This window comes from Bacteroides sp. LFL-34 (genome assembly GCF_027257075.1).
Lineage (GTDB): Bacteria > Bacteroidota > Bacteroidia > Bacteroidales > Bacteroidaceae > Bacteroides > Bacteroides ovatus.
The window spans coordinates 1-19,924 of the sequence record NZ_JAPQKZ010000026.1 but is presented as its reverse complement, the minus strand read 5'-3'; the positions used below and the strand labels follow the sequence as shown (position 1 = coordinate 19,924).

The 19,924-nt window shown below is 41.1% G+C and carries 15 protein-coding genes and 1 pseudogene; 3 read left to right on the top strand and 13 right to left on the bottom strand.

The window, feature by feature from the left end; all coding sequences use genetic code 11:
* Positions 1 to 81: 81 nt before the first annotated feature.
* The 10 genes from N5O98_RS15895 to N5O98_RS15850 all read right to left on the bottom strand — a co-directional run bounded on the left by N5O98_RS15895 (position 82) and on the right by N5O98_RS15850 (position 13,930).
* Positions 82 to 738, bottom strand: coding sequence for a DUF2490 domain-containing protein (locus N5O98_RS15895; protein WP_022199201.1), 657 nt, complete (start codon positions 736 to 738; stop codon positions 82 to 84).
* A 206-nt stretch (positions 739 to 944) separates the two neighbouring features.
* Positions 945 to 2,312 (bottom strand): MFS transporter, encoded by a 1,368-nt coding sequence (locus N5O98_RS15890; RefSeq protein ID WP_004310809.1) that lies wholly within the window; start codon positions 2,310 to 2,312, stop codon positions 945 to 947.
* 12 nt (positions 2,313 to 2,324) lie between these two features.
* Positions 2,325 to 3,224 carry a glycerophosphodiester phosphodiesterase family protein gene (locus N5O98_RS15885; protein WP_004305975.1) on the bottom strand — a complete coding sequence of 300 codons (900 nt, stop codon included), beginning with the start codon at positions 3,222 to 3,224 and terminating at the stop codon, positions 2,325 to 2,327.
* Between the two features lie 20 nt (positions 3,225 to 3,244).
* A complete protein-coding gene (locus N5O98_RS15880; protein WP_004319543.1) occupies positions 3,245 to 4,303 on the bottom strand; it encodes an MBL fold metallo-hydrolase in 1,059 nt (352 codons plus the stop codon).
* 1 nt (position 4,304) lies between these two features.
* Positions 4,305 to 5,186 (bottom strand): sugar phosphate isomerase/epimerase family protein, encoded by an 882-nt coding sequence (locus N5O98_RS15875; protein WP_004310806.1) that lies wholly within the window; start codon positions 5,184 to 5,186, stop codon positions 4,305 to 4,307.
* Between the two features lie 6 nt (positions 5,187 to 5,192).
* Positions 5,193 to 7,157 (bottom strand): outer membrane protein assembly factor BamB family protein, encoded by a 1,965-nt coding sequence (locus N5O98_RS15870; RefSeq protein WP_022199199.1) that lies wholly within the window; start codon positions 7,155 to 7,157, stop codon positions 5,193 to 5,195.
* 27 nt (positions 7,158 to 7,184) lie between these two features.
* Complete coding sequence (locus N5O98_RS15865) at positions 7,185 to 8,576, bottom strand: RagB/SusD family nutrient uptake outer membrane protein (RefSeq protein ID WP_004305970.1); 1,392 nt, start codon at positions 8,574 to 8,576, stop codon at positions 7,185 to 7,187.
* Positions 8,577 to 8,599: 23 nt separating this feature from the next.
* Positions 8,600 to 12,043: a TonB-dependent receptor gene (locus N5O98_RS15860; RefSeq protein ID WP_022199198.1), complete on the bottom strand. Its 3,444-nt coding sequence runs from the start codon at positions 12,041 to 12,043 to the stop codon at positions 8,600 to 8,602.
* 208 nt (positions 12,044 to 12,251) lie between these two features.
* A complete protein-coding gene (locus N5O98_RS15855) occupies positions 12,252 to 13,241 on the bottom strand; it encodes a FecR family protein (RefSeq protein WP_004310803.1) in 990 nt (329 codons plus the stop codon).
* 86 nt (positions 13,242 to 13,327) lie between these two features.
* Positions 13,328 to 13,930, bottom strand: a complete 603-nt coding sequence (locus tag N5O98_RS15850; RefSeq protein ID WP_004305965.1) for an RNA polymerase sigma-70 factor — start codon at positions 13,928 to 13,930, stop codon at positions 13,328 to 13,330.
* Positions 13,931 to 14,125: 195 nt separating this feature from the next.
* On the opposite strand from N5O98_RS15850, the gene N5O98_RS15845 reads away from it, so the two are divergent.
* Positions 14,126 to 14,830: a pirin family protein gene (locus tag N5O98_RS15845; RefSeq protein WP_004296925.1), complete on the top strand. Its 705-nt coding sequence runs from the start codon at positions 14,126 to 14,128 to the stop codon at positions 14,828 to 14,830.
* Positions 14,831 to 14,935: 105 nt separating this feature from the next.
* Here the strand turns inward: N5O98_RS15845 and N5O98_RS15840 are convergent, their stop codons facing one another.
* Positions 14,936 to 16,993 carry a protein-disulfide reductase DsbD family protein gene (locus N5O98_RS15840; RefSeq protein WP_022199197.1) on the bottom strand — a complete coding sequence of 686 codons (2,058 nt, stop codon included), beginning with the start codon at positions 16,991 to 16,993 and terminating at the stop codon, positions 14,936 to 14,938.
* Between the two features lie 15 nt (positions 16,994 to 17,008).
* Positions 17,009 to 17,308, bottom strand: a complete 300-nt coding sequence (locus tag N5O98_RS15835; protein ID WP_004296927.1) for a Dabb family protein — start codon at positions 17,306 to 17,308, stop codon at positions 17,009 to 17,011.
* A 108-nt stretch (positions 17,309 to 17,416) separates the two neighbouring features.
* Between N5O98_RS15835 and udk the strand changes: the two genes are divergently transcribed.
* Together udk and N5O98_RS15825 are read left to right on the top strand one after the other, a co-directional pair.
* A complete protein-coding gene (udk, locus tag N5O98_RS15830; RefSeq protein ID WP_008648370.1) occupies positions 17,417 to 18,028 on the top strand; it encodes a uridine kinase in 612 nt (203 codons plus the stop codon).
* 24 nt (positions 18,029 to 18,052) lie between these two features.
* Positions 18,053 to 19,444: a transglycosylase SLT domain-containing protein gene (locus tag N5O98_RS15825; protein ID WP_118161383.1), complete on the top strand. Its 1,392-nt coding sequence runs from the start codon at positions 18,053 to 18,055 to the stop codon at positions 19,442 to 19,444.
* A gap of 36 nt (positions 19,445 to 19,480) precedes the next feature.
* Here N5O98_RS15825 and N5O98_RS15820 read toward each other — a convergent pair.
* Positions 19,481 to 19,924, bottom strand: a pseudogene (locus N5O98_RS15820) (sodium:solute symporter family protein); the annotation flags it as partial.

Genomic DNA, 19,924 nt, shown 5'->3' with positions numbered 1-19,924 from the left:
CAAACAATCAACAAGTTACAAACGACTAGTCAGGAACAAAGAATTAAACTCTCACATTATTATATTAAGAGCCTGCTAATTTCAGAAAGAATATCCCACTTCTATTCCGGCAATGTGTCTGCCTTGCGAAGATGCATATTGATAACAATAGAATGCATCCAACGACCAACGTTTGGCCAAAGCTATTTCTACTCCGGGACGATAACGCATACGATCGGCTCTCCAAAAAGAAACGTCATCCAAACTCTGATAGATTTCAACAGAGAAATAGGGAGAAACAATTCCTTTTGTAGGAGCATAAGATAATTTCAAGCGGGAACGCAAACGAGTTTCAGAGTTGCCACGATCAAAAGTCTGCTGAAATCTTTCCCTTACAGCTACTTTCAACCATTGATAACGAAAACTGACAGTAGCAGTTATATGATAGCGATGCCTGAACTTCCAGTCCGAGTCACCCAAATTCCGAAGATGGGTTTCATAGCCAACCCCCAGATTCAAAAATGAATAGGGTCGGTAACTTCCGCCAACAGTCAGCCCCCAACGATCCAATTTACTCACATCATCTTTCATGCGCAATTCCAAATCACCTGAAACTGAAAACCGGGAATCTATCTTATGGTTTACCTTGAATTTAGTCCATGTATTAAAATCGTCACTTTGTGCCCATGCAGAAAATGATATTCCAAACAACAGCACAAATAATAGCCAAGTCTTAGTATTTAATATTATTCTACTCATTGATTTTCGGGTTAAAGTTACAAAGATAACAAATTATCTCCGGCAAAGAAAAAGCATGATACTGAAATAATACTGAAAAACTGTTTGCGTTTCATTAAAAGGAACATGTTGTTTCTCGGTGTGAAACAGGTCGTTCCTTTAAAAGAAACGACCCGTTGATTTAAAAGGGAAAAGTCCCTTTTTATAAAGCATTGTTATTCAAATCATTACTTCGGCTTCACATTCCACACCAATAAAGCGAAAAATACAGACAATAAAGCCGCTCCTATCCAAAACCAATTGATATAAGTGAAATCATAAACATCGACTCCATTCTGAACCGTCTTTTGCCCCTCTATCAGAACACCACTCATTACATCCTGTAATCCGGCCCCAATATAACTGGCAATGCCGACTACCCCCAATGCTGCTCCCGACGCATTACGGGGAGCAATATCGACTGCCATCAGGCCACCCAGAAAACAAATGAGAACTCCGATACCCAAACCGAAAAGAACCATAGCCAACACATCTATCCAAAAGTGTACACCGGGAACCAACAAGAACAGGCTAAGTGCAAGAACATTCATCAATCCGAAAATCAGGGCGGGAACATTTCGACGACCGCCAAATAACTTGTCAGAAATAACACCCGAAAATATGGTACCTACGATACCACAGACCGGACAGATGGAAATAATGAAGCTGGCATCCAACGTGGAATATCCTTTTTGCGCTTCTAGATAAAAAACACCCCAGCTATTGATAGCATAGCGACTGATATACATAAAAGCACTCGAAAGAGCCAGTATCCAGATGGCAGGCATCATCAATACCTGGCGTTGGGCTTTATTAAAGTCTGTCGTTTCCACCACACTCATCTCCTCTTTCTGTTTTGGAGCATTTACAGGAGGAAAGCCCTGACTCTCGGGAGTGTCATGGAAGAACTTCCACACAATTAAAGCACCAAGCAAACCAACAATACCGGCACCGAAGAAACCGTACCTCCACCCCAATACACTAACGATAGACGCAACAATTAGGAAGGTCAACGCCTCACCGATATTGTGGCTGGCAGACCAAAATCCGTAATAGGAACCTCGTTCTTTGTCCGTGAACCAACGGGAAAGTCCCACTACACAAGAAGCAGCACCCATAGACTGAAACCAGCCACTAATCCCCCAAAGGAGAGCAAACAGAATAAAAGAATGGGTAAAACCCAGGCACAAGTTCACTAAAGCAGTTACCAGTAAACCGGTAGTCATAAAGCGGTTGATATTGCTACGGTCAGCCAGAAAACCATTCGTAAATTTTCCAAGGGCGTAAGTAAAGAACAATACCGAACCGATAATTCCCAGTTCCGTTTCGGAGAAAATTCCTTCATCTACGATGGGCTTCTTCACGACATTCAGGCTAAGACGACAAACATAGTACATGCCGTAACCGAAAGTGGCTGAAAGGAAAGTAGACCATTTCAGGTATTTCAGACGACGGGCATCGGAATGAAGATGTTGTGAGCCGGATGAAGACAAAGCTTCCCCGTTACAAGGTCTCGGTGAAGAGACCTTGTAAAAGTTTATAAGTTGTTTCAACATGAAAAAGTCTATTTAGTCGTGAAGTTTCTTTTTGCGCAGATACTCCAATAAGAGGGCAGGACGGTCAGTTTGAATTAATTTGGCTCCCTGATTAATGATCCATCCCCAGCTTTCATCCGGTTGATGAAGTTCTACTGCACGGTCGTCATCATGACCACCACATAATTCGGGCCAAAGAGAGTTTATAAACAACTTAGAACCCGTATCACGCACTTTTTTTATCAGGTTAAGCACCTCAGGACTATCATTATCAAACACTAACTCATAAGCAGCAGGCTTCATGTGAGTCTTGTAACTGTCAATAATAGCTTCGGCTCCTTTTTTATGCAACTGTACAATAGGCATAAAAATCACTTTATCCAATACAGCACCGTTTTCGGCTTTCACTTGTTCATAAGGAAGGCCGGCTTTGATAACACACTGGTCAACCGTTCCCGTCTTTTCGAGTACAATATAAGCTTCCTGAAAATAATCATACCCCTTATCAATATTTACCATGATCTTACCTTTGCAGAGCAACATCACTTCTTCCAATGTAGGAATCTGATGTCTTGTCTTACAAGCTACTCCATTTTTAAGACGCATTGCTTTCAATTCGGCCAATGTATAATCTTCCACCAGTCCTTTTCCAGACATGGTACGATTGATCGTTTTATCATGCATCACTACTAAATGTCCGTCTTTGGTTCGTTTCAAATCGATCTCCACCATATCGACACCCATATCAATGCAATTCTGTATACCTTGCAATGAGTTTTCCGGGGCATTACGCCAGTCAGCCCGGTGGGATACAACCAATATTTTATCTGGATGATTTCCCAGCAGATTTTCTCTGATTTCAGCTATTCTATTTTGAGCAACAGCCAGTTGCACCAAACACAGAAGAAGTATGAAGTTACATATCCGTTTCATAAGTTCAAGCATTAAGAATTTTAATTCAGTTTATTGTTTTTCCAGACTAGTTTTTCTCCCCACATTGGTACATAAGTCTGTTCACAGTTAATCTTCGAAGCCCGTTCGAGTGCCATATCCAATGACCATCTTGATTCATCAACACCTGCATGAGCCAGTTCCAAGATATGTGATAACAAGACATAATCGGGCTCCACCTGTCCCGCACCTGAACCCAGAATATTATTTTCGGTCAGAGCATTGGGAGCATAACGCGGTATCAAAACATTCACATGAGAAGCCAGATTCGTATATTGTTCCGGTTTATAGTTAGAGTCTCCTACATGCATAAAAACGAAATTACCGGTATCTTCCCCACAATCGATCGAAAACACAGTCACAAAATTAGATAACCCGGCATTGTTATGGTCAGTGATACAGGTTTTAATCTTGAATTTTCCAATTTCATAATCTTTATCCCCCTTTGCAGTATAAGGATATGTCGTGTCTTTCAAATAGTTGGATAACACCGGTTTACCTAAATCAAACATAGCCTGGATAAGATCATTACTATAATGATCGGAGTGCTTGTGTGTAACACAGAGAAAATCAATATAAGGTGCCAGCTCTTTCGCCCAACGATGAGAAATGTCAATAGCAAAACATCCTGACGGAGTTTTTACCACATACCCCATATTATAGAGTAACCAGATCGCTGCCGTACCATTTTCTACTTTTGAGTTTTTAATTCCATCCATTACACGATCAAATGCACTCCGATAAAAATAGATAATCGGATCACACTTTTCCATACTCGTACTTGCCTGATCGAAGCCATTCAGATAACTGATGAAATAATCATCTTTACACTTATCCGCATATCCCTGGATCTTGGTCAAAGTAGTGGTACGTCCGGTATTGACAATCAAAGGAGAAGAACTCCACAACTGTTGTGCAGTGGCATCTACTTCCTCTGCCAATTGCGTAAGAATTCCTTCATGACCAGTTTCGGTACTGTTGTTGTCATCATCATCACAAGCAACAAAACCTATTGCCAAAAGACAAAACAGTAAATATTGTATTTTTCTTATTATATCCATCTTATTTCTGATTTTTATAGTCATTAATTATTTTATTGAAAGTCTCAACCACCCGTTCCGGTGTCGGACGCGTATTGTCGTTTTCATGGTCTTTGGTAGCTTCATACATGAAAACCCCTTCATAGCCGATTCCTTCGAGTGCATGCATTAACTTTCCCCATTGAATGTCACCTTGTGTAGGAAGCCAATGACACTCGTTGACAAAATCAAAGTCCGAAGCGTGTATAGTACCTATACGTTCACCAACAGTTTCTACAAAATGCCCTGTCGTCCCTTTAGTATAATGATTGGTATCAAAACAAACCTTCACACCCGGAGTATCTTTGATTATTTCCAAAAGCTCTTCAGGAGTATTACCCAGACAAGTTCTCGGCAGATTTTCGATGCACAACTGTGCTCCTATTTGATCCGCATATTTTTTCAGATAAGCGATAGACCTGGAAGCGTTAGTTATTCTTTGTGCCCGAATACTGTCAGCAATAGGCTCGGAACTAGGATGCAGTACCAAACATTTCGGCTGAAACTGAGCGCACTGTCCAATCATCTCCGCCATAAAATCTACATTTTCTTTCCTTTTCTTTTCATCCAGCACCGATATATCCAACGTGCGTGAGAAAGGAAGATGTATAGACCAGACCTTGATACCGGCACTATCAATTTTTGCTTTCATATCCCGGATACGAGGAACAACTTCATCTGCCGGAACTCCTCTATAACACTGGTTAAATGCTACTTCCACATACTCTACCCCCACAGACCGGGCTTGAGAAAAGTCTGTGGAAGCAGGTACTTTCCACAAAGCTGTAGTCGTACCTACTTTATATTTCTGTGCATATAAACCCATTGTCATCGCCATAAATAAGATAAAAACAGGAACTCTCATTATCGCTTACTTTTGACGGTTTGTACCTTGAATATCACCACCACGAATACTCCAGGAGTCTGTTGCTAATGTCTTATTGACAGCAAAAGCCTTTATCGAACCGATATTATTAGATCCGATCGTTCCGCAATAAAGCCGTCTGTCCGGACCAATGCTAACAGCTGCCATGACCTGTTGTCCCACAGTCTCTTCAAAAACAATGTTTCCATTAGTGATGTCAAGTCCCAGCACTTTGTTATTCGATTGGGTACCTATATAAAGAATACCATCCGTACTCAAAGCACCTCCACTGTAGTTCAAATTGTTACCCACATTTTTCTCCCAGATTTTAGATCCGCTGGCATTTACTGCATGAACAGTCTGCGATCCTTTTTCAGTAAAATAGACATTGCCATTTTTATCAGCAATCGGGAAATAAGCATCTCCTTTTGTAGTCGGATACGTCCATTTCTTTGTTCCGTTTGTCATATCAACAGCAACGAGTCCTCCGTTTTTCAAAGTCGCATAAAGTACCTGATCCTTCAAAGCAAACGTAGCCTGTTCTGTCACATTCACTTCTTCCAATTTCCAATTCTGCTCTTTATTCGATTTAAAAGAATAAATGGCTGCACTTGTACCTGCATAAACATTTCCGGCTTTATCAATAGCCACAGCACTACCGGTTGCTCCGTCAAGCGATTGTTGCCATTTAATAGCACCACTGGATGCATCCAGCGCATACAACGTACTCTTATTGGTGAGACAGTAAAGAACACCATCGGCCGACAATGCAGGGAAAGCTCCTATCGCAGCATCCAATTTTACTGCCCACTTTTGAGTTCCGTTCGGATTAATAGCATATACATTATTAATAGTGGCATTTCTTACACACTGATAGATTGTACCATCAGGAGCCACCAACGCACCTCCGCCATAAGTTATCTGACTGATAGCAAACACCCACTTGAATTCACCGCTCACTACGTCAATAGCAAATAAATGACCCGCAGGAGTAGATGTCGGGATATACATTGTTTTTCCATCCGGAGAGAACACCGGATTGGAGGTCTTTACATATCCGGTAAGTCCACCGAAGTTCAAATCGACAGAATTCCATTTATAATTGCCGACCGTGACAGTCAGACTGCCCGACTCGGTGGTATTATTAACATAAGTCACCGTTACAGCCACTGTATAAGTACCGGTAGTAGTAAAAGCATGCACCGGATTGTTTTCTCCCGATGTCGTACCATCACCAAAATCCCAACTTACCGATTTCACTTCACCAGCCATGAAATACATATCGTTATAAGCAAAGGTAGAAGGCTCCCACACAACCAGTTCCGTACTAGCGAGAATAGGATAGATCAATCCGGGAGTAGCAGAAGTTTCCACCGCAATAGAATTGCCTGTAGGATAAACACAGACTACATTGAATGTATATTCCTGATCGTTAGTCAAACCATCAACGATGTATTCTTCCAATGAAGTATCATCCAGATTGATAATCTGATTACCGGGATTCACGGTAACCTGATAGCGAGTGAAACGTTCACTCGCAGGTTTCGTCCATCTCAAACGCACTCTTTCATTGCCGGCTGCTGCCGTCAGATCAGAAATCGGATATCTTGCATTCTTCGGTGTACAGGCAGCAGTAGTTTTACTGGCCAATCCTCCCGCATAACGAGGTTGCACAGAAAAAGTGTAAGCAACATCGTTCACCAGATTATTGATAGTGGCAGTCATTGTTTTTGCATCCACAGTCATCTCGCCTCCTTCCGCTTCTGATGATCCGGAAGTCCAAAGAATCAAATATTCATTCGGACGGGCATTCTCGTATGCTTCCCAGGAAAGAGTCACATTCATATCTCCGGCTGTTGCCGTTAGTGACTTCAGTTCATATAAATCGAAACTTGCCTTTGGCAGATCTTCTTCACAAGCAGTAAAGACTACCGTGAAAATAAACAACAAGCTATATAGTATTTTTTTCATCGTTTGATTTCTTTTAGTTTAATCCTATTAATATCCCGTATTCTGCCACAACAGTTCTGTGTTGTTTATTCTTTCCAACTCCGTTTTTGGAATAGGATACAGGAATTGATAGTCCTGAATAATATGTCCTTCTGCTTTCATAGCCTCCTTAGCACCTCCCATACGTACCAAATCGAACCAACGCTGTCCTTCATAAGGAAACTCCTGTTGACGTTCCAACATAATCGCTTTACGGAAGCTATCCTGATCGGGAAGCTCTGTTATCTGAAGCGGAGACAATCCGGCACGAGTATGCACAGCATTCAAAGCAACCATAGCTTCTGAATTCTGCAAATTACTATAACTGATTTCATTCAAAGCTTCAGCGTACATTAACAGCACATCGGCATAACGGAGAATAATCTGGTCATTACCGACTGTATTATAGGTCGCACTTTTGACATCCTTAAATTTATTCATCACGCATACTTTATCTTCCACCTTTACATAGGTAATCAGATTCTTGCGCTTATCCCCATCTTTGTAGCACTCTTTCAGAGACTTTGTCTGATTGGTATCATCAGTCAGATTAATAATAGAGAACCAATATCCATGTCCTTCTCCTTCAACATCCTTATTAAAGCGAACAGCAAAAATAATCTCATCGTTCATTTTATTGTTCACGTCAAACACCTGTTCGGGAGTAGTCATTAAAGAATACCGACCCACTAGTTGAGATAGCACATTGCGAGCCTCCGTCCATTTATGGAAAGTCAGGTAAATCTTGCCGAGCAATGCCATTGCAGCACCGGAAGTCACTCGTCCCATATCGGCACTTGTATAAGAAGACGGCAACATATTTTCATTAATAACCTGATTCAAATCACCGACAAGAAAATCATAAACCTGTTGATCGGAACTGCGCCCGATTTTAAGAGCTTCAGCCACCGTCACCACTTTATTAGTCATCGGTATCCCTCCCCATAAACGATACATATTAAAATAAGTAAGGGCACGGATAAAAAGAGCTTCGCCTTTATATTGTTTTTTCAGAGTTGCGTCGAAGTTGGCCTCATCAATTCTATCTAATACAAGATTGCAACGATAGACTCCATTATTAAAGTTCGCCCAGGCATCTTCCAAAATTCCGTTAGAGGCTTTATCTGCAAACTGATCGATATCATAACGGTCTTGTGTTCCGGCAGTGGGCGCACTCAATGTCAAATTATCACTCCGATATTCGCAACACTCTGTAAAATAGGAAACTTGTGTCTGCAATTTGGAGTAACATCCTATCACGGCTACATTAAAATCTTCCGCTGTCTTATATACCTTGTCGGTAGGCACACTGCTACTCGGTTCTAAATCGAAGAAACTATCTGTACAAGCAACTGATAACAAAGCAGTTGACAGGAATAGTATTAGTTTATATTTTTTCATATAACGTGTATTTTAAAGGATGATTAAAGTGTTATGTTCAGCCCGAACAAGAATGTTTTAGCCAATGGATAAGTTCCATAATCCTCACCCGGTGAAAGAGAATTACTCGGACGTGCATTTACTTCCGGATTATATCCGCTATAATTAGTCGAAGTCCATAAGTTTTGTCCGGAAACGTAAACTCTTAATTTTTCCACGAAAAAGCGTTGAGTCAAGTTCTTCGGCAAAGTATATCCTAGTGTCACATTCTGCAGTCGCAGATAAGAACCATCTTCAAGATGCCAAGTTGAAGTACGACCATTATAACCCTTTGACTTACGATTGGCACGGTTCACCTGACCGTTTCCCGGATCTTCCGGACTTTTCCAACGATTCAAGGCTATAGTGGTGCCATTGGTATTACCTTCCAGATTATCAATGTAACGACGATTCAGATTCAGAATCTCATTACCATATACTCCTTGAAAATTAAAATCAAGGTCAAACCCCTTAAACCAGACTTTACCACCAAACCCATAGGTAAAATCGGGCATATAGTTACCCACGATTGTACGATCTTTATCCAAATCCATCACTCCATCCCCGTCTACATCCACAAAGCGGAAATCTCCCGGCTGGGTATTGCTGAAATGAGGATACTTTTTTAATTCTTCTTCATTGGAGAAAATTCCATCCTGCACCAACAGATAATAACATCCGATGGGTTCACCGACTTTCGTTATGTAATAAGCATGATCTACGCTACCGGTAGATATGATAGGAGCATTACCCGGACCGAGTGCCTTCACTTCGTTCGTATTAGTGGCATAATTAGCATTAAACGAATAACCGAAATCTTTAGTTATATTCTTCTGTGAGGTCAAAGCAACTTCCCATCCCCTATTATTCACTTTACCGATATTCATCAATGCAGTGCTATATCCGGTCAAGTGGGGAACTGGTACATTCAACAACATATTAGAGGTATTGGTATTATAATAATCCACAGTCAGTCCCAGCAATCCTTTGAACATCTGCAAATCAACACCCACATTCACCATCGCATTCTTTTCCCAACTCAAATCTTCATTCTTTATGGTACTTGGCTTATAACCATTCACCAATTGTCCGTTACCTGTGCCAAGCACATAATTATCCAAAGCCATCAGAGACAAATGATCATAATTACCAATCTGGAAGTTACCGGTCACTCCATAACTCGCTCTTAACTTCAAATCATCAACAAACGACAGACACTTAGCCTTCATAAAGAAGTCTTCTCCGCTTATTCTCCACGCCAAAGAAGCTGAAGGAAAATATCCCCACCGATTATTCTTGCCAAAACGGGAAGAACCGTCTGCACGAATAGCCGCCGAAGCCATATATTTACCTTTATAGCTGTACTGCATACGCGCCAGATAAGAAGCAATCGTCCATTGGGTTTTATCGGATGCACCTTTCGTCACCGTACCTCCGGAAATTGTTTGTATATAGTCGTTCGGGAAATCGGTCGCCGTCACATTATCTCCTTTATATGTCTCTTTTTGAGCCGACTGTACTAAGACCACATTGATGGAATGAGCATCTTTAATCGTTGTGTTATAATTGATTTTATTCTCCACCAACCAGTTGAAATAAAAACCTGATGAACTGTAGGCTGTCGGATTTGACTTTACATCATAATACTTTTGTCCCAATAAAGGAAGTTCCGAAGAACGATATTGGTCATTATGCGAACCATAATAATCGCCACCAAAAGAAATGTTATAAGTAAGCCCCTTATACAACTCCAATTCAGCAAAAACTTTTCCGACAATCGCCATACGGTCTACAACATCCGATTGTAAGTTTGCCATGGCTACCGGGTTCAATACGGCATTATGCTGATAGTCATTTCCAATTCTCCAATAGCCGTTTCCCTGATAATTATAGCTGCCATCCGCATTATACACCGGCCATACCGGAGGCATCATCAATGCCGATTGCACAATACCATTAGATCCGGAAGCATCTACCCGATTGGAAGTAGAATAGGAAGGCGAGAAATTCAGACCAAATTTCAGTCTTTTATATTTCCCGTCCAAATTCATACGCATACTATATTTCTTAAAGTCGGAATTAATTATAATACCCTCTTTATCATAATAGTTGGCAGAAATGAAATAGCCGACTGTTTTTCCTCTGCCGGAAATAGAAACATTGTGGCTGGTAGTAGCAGCAGTACGAAAAATAGCATCTTGCCAATCCGTATCCGTCAACCCCTTATCACCATTCAGATAGGGAAAGAGTTCGGTAGGAATACGTTCCCATGAGTTCGGGCGCATTCCGTTCGGGTCATCCGGTGACCCTCCGGGATTAGCATCCAGATAAGCGTTGTCATGACCATCCTTTGCAAATTCGGCAAACTGATATGCATTCATCATTGAAAGTTTCTTCGAAACACTCTGGATGCCATAATATCCATCATACTGCACTTTCATCTTTTCCGATTGTCCCTGCTTGGTCGTGATAATAATGACACCGTTGGAACCGCGACTACCATAAATAGCTGCCGACGAAGCATCTTTCAAAACTTCCACAGATTCGACATCATTATTATTCAGATTGGCAAATCCACGTTCTACCGGCACGCCATCAATAATATAAAGAGGATCACTACCGGCATTAACCGTACTGATACCACGAACACGGATACTTACACTTCCCTCCGGATCACCACTTGGCTGTGTAACCTGTACCCCCGGCATCTTACCCGCCAACGCCTGACGAAAGTCTGAAGCAGAAACGTCCGCAATTTGTTCAGCTTTCACGGAAGAAATAGAAGTAGAGACGTCTCTTTTCCTCTGAACTCCATATCCCACCACTACTACCTCATCAATCATCTTACTATCTTCTACCAACGTGATTTTCGCCGTATTTTTATCCTTTGCAGAGATATTTACCGTTTTATATCCAATATAAGAGATGGTCAATGTTGCAGACTCCGGTACATTCATGATTGAGTAACGTCCGTCGATATCGGTAATCGTACCACTACCCTCTCCCTTAATCTGCACACTGGCACCAATCACCGGTTCTCCTTTATCATCTGCAACAATACCTTGTATAGTACGTGTACGTTGAACAGTTTCTTCTTTCTTAAGCGGCTGTTTGCTAACAGCAATTGTATGATCGGTCCTATTGAAATAAAGCTTGGCCTGGGAAGTAATTTCTCCCAGAATCTGTTTTAATGAAGCATTTTTAATGTCGAAAGAAACTCTCGGAGCCTTGTTCACCGTCTCCTGATCATAGAGAAACTTAAAATTAGTCTGTTTGCTGATTTTATTGAAAACACTCTCTACCGGCTCGTTTTGCACACGAAGCGTAATATCATGCTCTTTCAATGTCTGAGCAGCAGCCGGAGCTATTAAAATGAAGGTGAATAGTAAAAAAGCTAAAAACGAACAGCTATTTTTACTTATCCCTTTACAAATAAGAAGATTATTCATAAATTTGTGCGTTTTAGTAATTGACTAAAGTTATTAAAAACAAGCAATGCGCGATACGTTATTCATTTGGGTCGAAGCTTATGAATATCCGTCCGGATTGCGGATAGAGGCATTCCTTTGGAGTGCTTCTATCATTTTGGGGAGGTTCATGAAGGAGCTGTTTTCATCTATTATTTTTTAAAAGGTTAAACATTATCTATTATTCATCTCATTCTTTATAAAGAAGCACATGGATGCCCTCTTTCTTATATTTGATATCACCGCTGATAAATTCAATGGATTTAAGTACCGCTTCCAAACTCTTGTTATCATGTTCGCCGGTAATCAAGTTGTTGAAATCCTGACCGGAAGCAAAAGTAATCCGGCAATTATATACCCGTTCCAGTTCCTTTGCCACATCGCGGATAGGTGTACTGTAAAAACGTAACCCGCCTTTCATCCAGACAGCCACTCCCCTATCCTCCGTTTTCTTACTATATTCTCCGGAAACAGTATTGATAAGCACCTGTTCTTTAGCAGTCAGCCTCATCATCGCTTCCGGTAAATCAACCTGTACCTTACCACTCTCCACACTCACAGACACTATTTCATCTGTTGAATAGGATTTTACATCAAATCGGGTACCTAACACCTGAACATCCAGCCGCTTCGTCCTCACAATAAATGGCATCTTTTCATTGCGGGCAACACGGAAATATCCCTCACCTTCAAGTTCCACTTCACGGAGATCTCCAACAAAACGATCCGGATAACGCACTTGCGAACAAGAGTTCAGAACCAAAAGAGTTCCGTCCGGCAAAGTCACTTGTCTTTTCTCACCAAAGGAAGTGGTGATTTCAGCCAGTGTGACCTGTTGTGCATTCATATACCGGAAAAAGTTGACACTCCCTATGATAATGGCTATTACAGCCGCTGTACTGACTGCCACCACAGAAGCCCGGCGGAACCATGTACGTTTTTTGTGTTCAATACGCTTCAGTAATTGGCGTGCCTCTCTCTTATATTTTTCCCGCTCCAAATCATTACCAGGTTGCAGGTTCCCGGATTCTTCCCAAACCTCTGCTGCCAGTTCGTCCAATATATCTTGGTTTTCTGAATCCTTAATACTTTGCAACAACTGTGAAGCATCATCCCGGGTATAAAGATCATCCAGATAGCGATGCAATTTATCTTTTTCTGTTTTAGTATCTTTCATCATATATTCAAAATAAGGATATTAATTTCCTTCCCTTTGTATAAGTAATACACAAAAGTAAGAAAGAGCTAGGGTGTGATTAACATTTATTATAAATTCAAGCACAATAGAATCAAAAGTACATCGGCTGATGTACTTGAATATTTAGTCAAATAGGAACGAATCACTTTTAGAGAAAGAGAAATATGTTCTTGCACTGTATGAACTGAAACGCCCAATGCTTCGGCTATTTCTTTATGAGACATCTGTAGTTCACGGCTCATTTTAAATACCTCACGCTGGCGGGGCGTTAATTGCTCCAATGCACGGGCAATAATCTCTTTCAAATCATTGAGCAGAATATGATTATTCGTTTCGTTCGTTGAATCGATCGCTTGAGAAAGAATCTGCTCTTTCAGCTGATCTTCATTAGCCATATCCCGCAACTGATTCAAAATACGATTACGCACAATAGTATAAAGATAGGAAGAAAAAGAGGCTTCGGGATTGATGAAACGACGGGTTTGCCAAACTACCGTAAACGCATCCTGAAATATATCCTCCGCAAATTCATGCGACTTGACGAATTTCAGGGCGAAGTAGAGCAAACGATTCTTATAAGCGGCATAAAGTTCGCAAAAGGCCTCTTCATCTCCGTCTATCAGACGGAGAACCACTTCCCGTTCATCCATTAGAGTGTCTGTTGCGTACATACTTTCTTTATTTTTGGCCACAAAGGTATTGTTATGATGTTACAAACGTATGTATTTTTTCTGAAATAAAAAAATAAAGCTCCCTTCTTATTAAATCTCCCGTTAAGAACTTTATCTACCTTTCCATTGTTATTAGTAATAGTAAAGTGCAAATAAGACGCACACCAAAGTTCTATTAAAAAAGAAAGGAAGATTATGAAAAAAGTAATCGACAGAGCTTCATCAAGAGGCTATTTCAATCACGGCTGGCTCAAGACCCATCACACATTCAGTTTTGCCAACTATTATAATCCGGAAAGAATTCATTTCGGAGCATTACGAGTGCTGAACGATGACAGTGTAGACCCGTCTATGGGATTCGATACACATCCGCATAAAAATATGGAAGTGATTTCCATCCCCCTAAAAGGATACCTGAAACATGGTGACAGTGTACAAAACACTAAAACCATCACTCCAGGTGATATTCAGGTTATGAGTACAGGTAGTGGCATTTATCACAGTGAATACAATGGCAGTGATAAAGAACAACTGGAATTCCTGCAGATATGGGTATTTCCACGAGTTGAAAACACCAAACCGGAGTATAACAACTTCGATATTCGTCCGCTCCTGAAACCAAATGAACTGGCGTTAATCCTGTCTCCGAACGGGAAGACTCCCGCTTCTATCAAACAAGATGCATGGTTCTCTATGGGAAGCTTCGATACGGAAAAAACAATCGAATATAAGATGCATCAGGAAGGTAACGGAGTATATATCTTCGTACTTGAAGGAGAAATCACAGTGGCGGAAGAACGGCTGTCCAAACGTGATGGTATCGGTGTTTGGGATACAAAAGAATTCCCGATACATATATTAAAAGGAACCCAACTTCTATTAATAGAAGTACCCATGTAATTTTCGCTAAAATTTCAATTTATTCTATTCAAAAAGCGGCCTCATCGAAAAGATGAAACCGCTTTTTTATTCATTGTCCAAGATTGGTCATTATCGGAGAAATCGTTATTTTCCTTTCTTATAATTCTCCAATCCGGTCTGTAAGAATTCAATATACTTAGGAATATCTTCGTTATAAGCATACGACTTATTCAACGGTTTACCCTGATTGTCCAGCAATACATAGAAAGGCTGGGCATTAGCTCCGAATTTCACACGTTGCAGATAGCTCCATTTATCGCCGACAGTACGCAAAGTACGTTCTGTACCGTTTTCGATAATCTTCACAGGTTCAGTCAACGGAGTTTTATTATCTACATAAAGTGTAATCAATACGTAGTCGTTATTAATCAAATCACTCACTTTCGGGTCAGTCCATACCGCTGCTTCCATCTTACGGCAGTTTACGCAACCATATCCGGTAAAGTCGAGCATAACCGGTTTTCCGTTCAGACGGGCATATTCCATTCCTAAATCATAGTCATCGAATTTCGCGTGTACATCATTCTTATGCAGATTGAAATCTTGCGTCTGCATAGGCGGAGCAAATGCAGATACGGCTTTCAATGGTGCTCCCCACAAACCGGGAACCATATATACGGCAAATGCTAAAGAGATTAACGCCATAAAGAAGCGGGTTACTCCCACCTTATTATCATCGTCATCGTGCGGGAATTTGATCTTGCCCAACAGGTAGAATCCAAGCAAAGCAAAGATGACAATCCATAAAGCCAGGAATGTTTCGCGGTCAAGCAATCTCCAACCATAAGCCAAATCAGCAACTGACAAGAATTTAAGTGCAAATGCTAATTCGAGGAAACCCAGCGTAACCTTGATAACATTCATCCATCCGCCGGACTTTGGCATCGATTTCAGCCAAGACGGGAACAGGGCGAAGAGTGTAAACGGCAATGCCAAAGCGATGGCAAATCCTAACATACCGATTGCCGGAGCAACTACGCTTCCTGTTGTAGATACCTGTACCAGCAAGAAGCCGATAATCGGACCTGTACAAGAGAAAGATACCAATGAAAGCGTGAAAGCCATCAGGAAAATACTTAGCAATCCGGTCGTAGATTCAGCTTTGCTATCTACTGCATTTCCCCACTTCGACGGCAGCCTGATTTCAAACGCTCCAAAGAATGAAGCAGCAAAAATCACCAGCATCAGGAAGAAGAGAATGTTGAAAATAGCATTGGTAGATAAAGCGTTTAATGCACTGGCTCCGAAAATCAAAGTAATAGCCAAGCCCAATGCCACATAAATCACTACAATAGATGCACCGTATGTCCACGCATCACGAATTCCTTTCTTTTTGTCTTTACTACGTTTTAAGAAGAAACTGACTGTCATCGGAATAATCGGCCATACACAAGGGGTAAACAATGCCAATAATCCACCCAGAAAACCTGTTATGAATATATATATCCAGGACATGTCTTCCTGACCATGTTCTTCTCCTAAGGCTTGTAAATCACTGATTACCGGTTTCCAAAGATCACCCGATGCAACAGCAGGCTGAATATCCGTAGCAACTTCGGTTGTAGTTGCAGGCACCAGTTCCATCATCGCAGAAGAATCTTTCGTAACAGCAGGAACGGGTTCTTCTTTTTGCTTATCCGCTACCTTTTGCTCCGGTTGCTCTGTTTTTGTTGCAGCGGCATTTCCGGCTTTTGCTACTCCGGAATACTTAAACGGCACCTGAGTAGGAGGCAGACAACTCTCGTCATCACAAGCTCCATATTCCAGATAACCTTCGATTGCGTAAGCTCCACCCGTGAATTTTACTTTCTGCACAAACTTTGCTGTATTCTCGAAATAGCGTACCTTCATTTCGAACAATTTATCGAAAGTAGATACTTCTGTGCCTACAGGCTTCAGTTTGCCTACAAGCTCGACACCCGATTTATTATCAACATTGAATGTTGCGGAAATAGGGCCGCCATCTCCCAGATCGGTAGAATAAACATGCCAACCTTTATCCATGGTAGCTGTAAACACCACCTCTGCCTCCGTATCGGAGAGAGCTGTCAGCTCTGTTTTAAACTTTACCGGATCTTTGATCTGCGCTTGCAATGCATATACAACAAAGCTTAAAAGCAGGAAAGAAATTATTTTTCTCATCTTTATTTTTGGGGTTTATAATTCATAGTCTACGCACGCACGGCTCTCCTTCGTTTCAGCCAGAATCTTTCCGGCAGCTACGTGGTCGGGATGTGTTGCGTAGAATTTAACATCTTCTAGTGTATCAAACTCACTGTAAAGCGCAATATTCCATGTTTCACCAGGATTCATATTCAATCCGACCTCCACTTTGCGAATTACAGAAATTTTAGCAGGAAGAGCTTCTATCGCTTCCTTGAATTTAGTCATGACTTCCAGTTTCTCTTCAGCAGGAACTTCGTCTTTTAACTTAAATAATACAATGTGTTTTACCATTACGTTGTTATTTTAATGAATTGTTTCTATATTTGTCTTGTTAATGCGTTTACCACATTAATAGTAATGCAAAAATACTCTATTTGGTTCAAATATACATTTAAAGAGATGTTAATTATAGGAATAGCAGGCGGAACGGGCTCCGGAAAGACCACCGTCGTACGGAAAATTATAGAAAGCCTCCCCGCAGGAGAAGTAGTACTCTTACCACAGGATTCATACTACAAAGACAGTAGTCATGTCCCGGTTGAAGAACGCCAGAATATCAATTTTGACCATCCGGATGCTTTTGAATGGAGTCTGCTATCCAAGCATGTCATGACGCTGAAAGAAGGGAAGAGTATCGAACAGCCCACCTATTCTTATCTCACATGCACGCGCCAGCCCGAAACCATTCATATCGAACCTCGTGAGGTGGTTATCATTGAAGGAATCCTTGCCTTATGTGATAAAAAGCTGCGCAATATGATGGACCTCAAAATATTTGTTGATGCCGATCCCGACGAACGCCTGATTCGTGTCATTCAGAGAGATGTCATTGAGCGCGGACGTACTGCCGAAGCTGTAATGGAACGCTATACACGGGTTTTAAAACCTATGCACCTGCAATTTATCGAACCTTGCAAACGATATGCCGACCTTATTGTACCGGAAGGAGGCAGTAATAGGGTAGCTATTGATATACTGACTATGTACATCAAGAAGCACCTTAAGAATTAAAAATTGAAAATTAAAAATTAAGAAATGAATGTCAAGACACTGAGTATTCCTTTATTTCTTATTCTATTTTGTTGTATGCTCGGATGCCGGAATAAGCATCATAACAAGATGGATGAGACAGCGCGTGATCTTCCACAAATAAAAGATAGTGGCGAACTCGTTGTATTGACATTATATAGCTCTACTTCCTATTTCATTTACCGGGGACAAGAAATGGGGTTCCAATATGAACTTAGTGAACAGTTTGCCAAAAGCCTGGGACTAAAACTTAGGATTGAAGTAGCCAACAGCGTCGACGAAATGATCCAAAAATTATTGGCAGGTGAAGGAGACATGATTGCCTATAATCTGCCAATCACCAAAGAGTGGAAAGACAGTCTTCTTTATTGTGGCGAAGATGTAATTACTCACCAGGTAATTGTTCAGCAAGGAAGAGGAAAACAGAAGCCGTTGAAAGATGTAACCGAACTGGTCGGAAAAGATATATACGTAAAACCAGGGAAATATTATGACCGCCTCGTCAATCTGAATAGTGAATTAGGAGGAGGTATCCGGATTCATGAAGTCACCAATGACAGTATCACTATTGAGGACTTGATTACGCAAGTAGCGCAAGGAAAAATTCTGTATACGGTGGCCGACAATGATTTAGCCAGACTTAATAAGACCTATTATCCCAATTTAAATATCGGCCTGTCCATCAGTTTCGATCAACGTTCTTCGTGGACGGTACGAAAAGACAGCCCCGAGCTGGCAGCCGCCGCTACCCAATGGCATCAGGAAAACATGACTTCTCCTGCTTACACAGCGAGTATGAAACGTTATTTTGAGAATAGTAAAATGATGCCGCACTCTCCTATCCTCTCCTTAAAAGAAGGAAAGATATCTCATTATGACCATTTATTCAAGAAGTATTCCAAAGACATCGGCTGGGACTGGCGCATGCTTGCATCATTAGCGTATACAGAATCCAATTTTGACACTACCGCTGTATCTTGGGCAGGTGCCAAAGGACTCATGCAGTTAATGCCTGCCACAGCACGTGCAATGGGAGTACCTCCCGGCAAAGAGCAGAATCCAGAGGAAAGTGTGAAAGCGGCTATTAAATATATTACTGCCACCGACCGGAGTTTCAGCATGATTCCCGATAAGCAGGAACGGCTCAATTTTATCCTGGCATCTTACAATGCCGGTTTGGGACATATATATGACGCAATGGCACTAGCCGAAAAATACGGGAAAAACAAATTAGTATGGAAAGATAATGTAGAAAACTTCATCTTGCTTAAAAGCAATCAAGAATACTTCAACGATCCTGTCTGCAAAAACGGATATTTCCGTGGCATCGAGACTTACAATTTCGTTCGAGATATTATGTCGCGCTACGAATCCTACAAAAAGAAAATAAAAGCATGAGATAAAGTATTAAGTATTAGGTGTAATACCTAATACTTATTTCCTATAGGTCATCAGACTGATTACGACAATAGCCAATACAGATAATGGTAAGGCAAATAATATCGGGTCAATCACAGGGAAAGGATAAGTGGTAATCAACACATCCCGTCCGAATAACGCTTTACAGATACCTAATGCTTCAGATTCTTTCTGATGAAGAAACACAAGAGCAAACAGACTGCCGATTGTTCCCACCCAAAGACTTGCCATGACACCTTGTTTAGTAGCTTTCTTCCAATATAAAGCACAGAAATAGGCCGGAAGAAAAGCGGCTGCACAAATTCCCATAAAGATAGAAGTTCCGCGGGCTATAATATCATGTGGCAGAATATTATTAATAGCTGGCAGTTGTGGAAAAAGAGAAAGAATGAGATAAAATAATGAATATAATCTATTGATATTTAGGTGTTTGCTATTTGTACCCAACTTTTCCTTTGT

Bases quoted from the DNA above. Each gene is read 5' to 3' on its own strand.
- N5O98_RS15895 (WP_022199201.1), bottom strand. From the start codon at position 738: ATGAGTAGAATAATATTAAATACTAAGACTTGGCTATTATTTGTGCTG.
- N5O98_RS15890 (WP_004310809.1), bottom strand. From the start codon at position 2,312: ATGTTGAAACAACTTATAAACTTTTACAAGGTCTCTTCACCGAGACCT.
- N5O98_RS15885 (WP_004305975.1), bottom strand. From the start codon at position 3,224: ATGAAACGGATATGTAACTTCATACTTCTTCTGTGTTTGGTGCAACTG.
- N5O98_RS15880 (WP_004319543.1), bottom strand. From the start codon at position 4,303: ATGGATATAATAAGAAAAATACAATATTTACTGTTTTGTCTTTTGGCA.
- N5O98_RS15875 (WP_004310806.1), bottom strand. From the start codon at position 5,186: ATGAGAGTTCCTGTTTTTATCTTATTTATGGCGATGACAATGGGTTTA.
- N5O98_RS15870 (WP_022199199.1), bottom strand. From the start codon at position 7,157: ATGAAAAAAATACTATATAGCTTGTTGTTTATTTTCACGGTAGTCTTT.
- N5O98_RS15865 (WP_004305970.1), bottom strand. From the start codon at position 8,576: ATGAAAAAATATAAACTAATACTATTCCTGTCAACTGCTTTGTTATCA.
- N5O98_RS15860 (WP_022199198.1), bottom strand. From the start codon at position 12,043: ATGAATAATCTTCTTATTTGTAAAGGGATAAGTAAAAATAGCTGTTCG.
- N5O98_RS15855 (WP_004310803.1), bottom strand. From the start codon at position 13,241: ATGATGAAAGATACTAAAACAGAAAAAGATAAATTGCATCGCTATCTG.
- N5O98_RS15850 (WP_004305965.1), bottom strand. From the start codon at position 13,930: ATGTACGCAACAGACACTCTAATGGATGAACGGGAAGTGGTTCTCCGT.
- N5O98_RS15845 (WP_004296925.1), top strand. From the start codon at position 14,126: ATGAAAAAAGTAATCGACAGAGCTTCATCAAGAGGCTATTTCAATCAC.
- N5O98_RS15840 (WP_022199197.1), bottom strand. From the start codon at position 16,993: ATGAGAAAAATAATTTCTTTCCTGCTTTTAAGCTTTGTTGTATATGCA.
- N5O98_RS15835 (WP_004296927.1), bottom strand. From the start codon at position 17,308: ATGGTAAAACACATTGTATTATTTAAGTTAAAAGACGAAGTTCCTGCT.
- udk (WP_008648370.1), top strand. From the start codon at position 17,417: ATGTTAATTATAGGAATAGCAGGCGGAACGGGCTCCGGAAAGACCACC.
- N5O98_RS15825 (WP_118161383.1), top strand. From the start codon at position 18,053: ATGAATGTCAAGACACTGAGTATTCCTTTATTTCTTATTCTATTTTGT.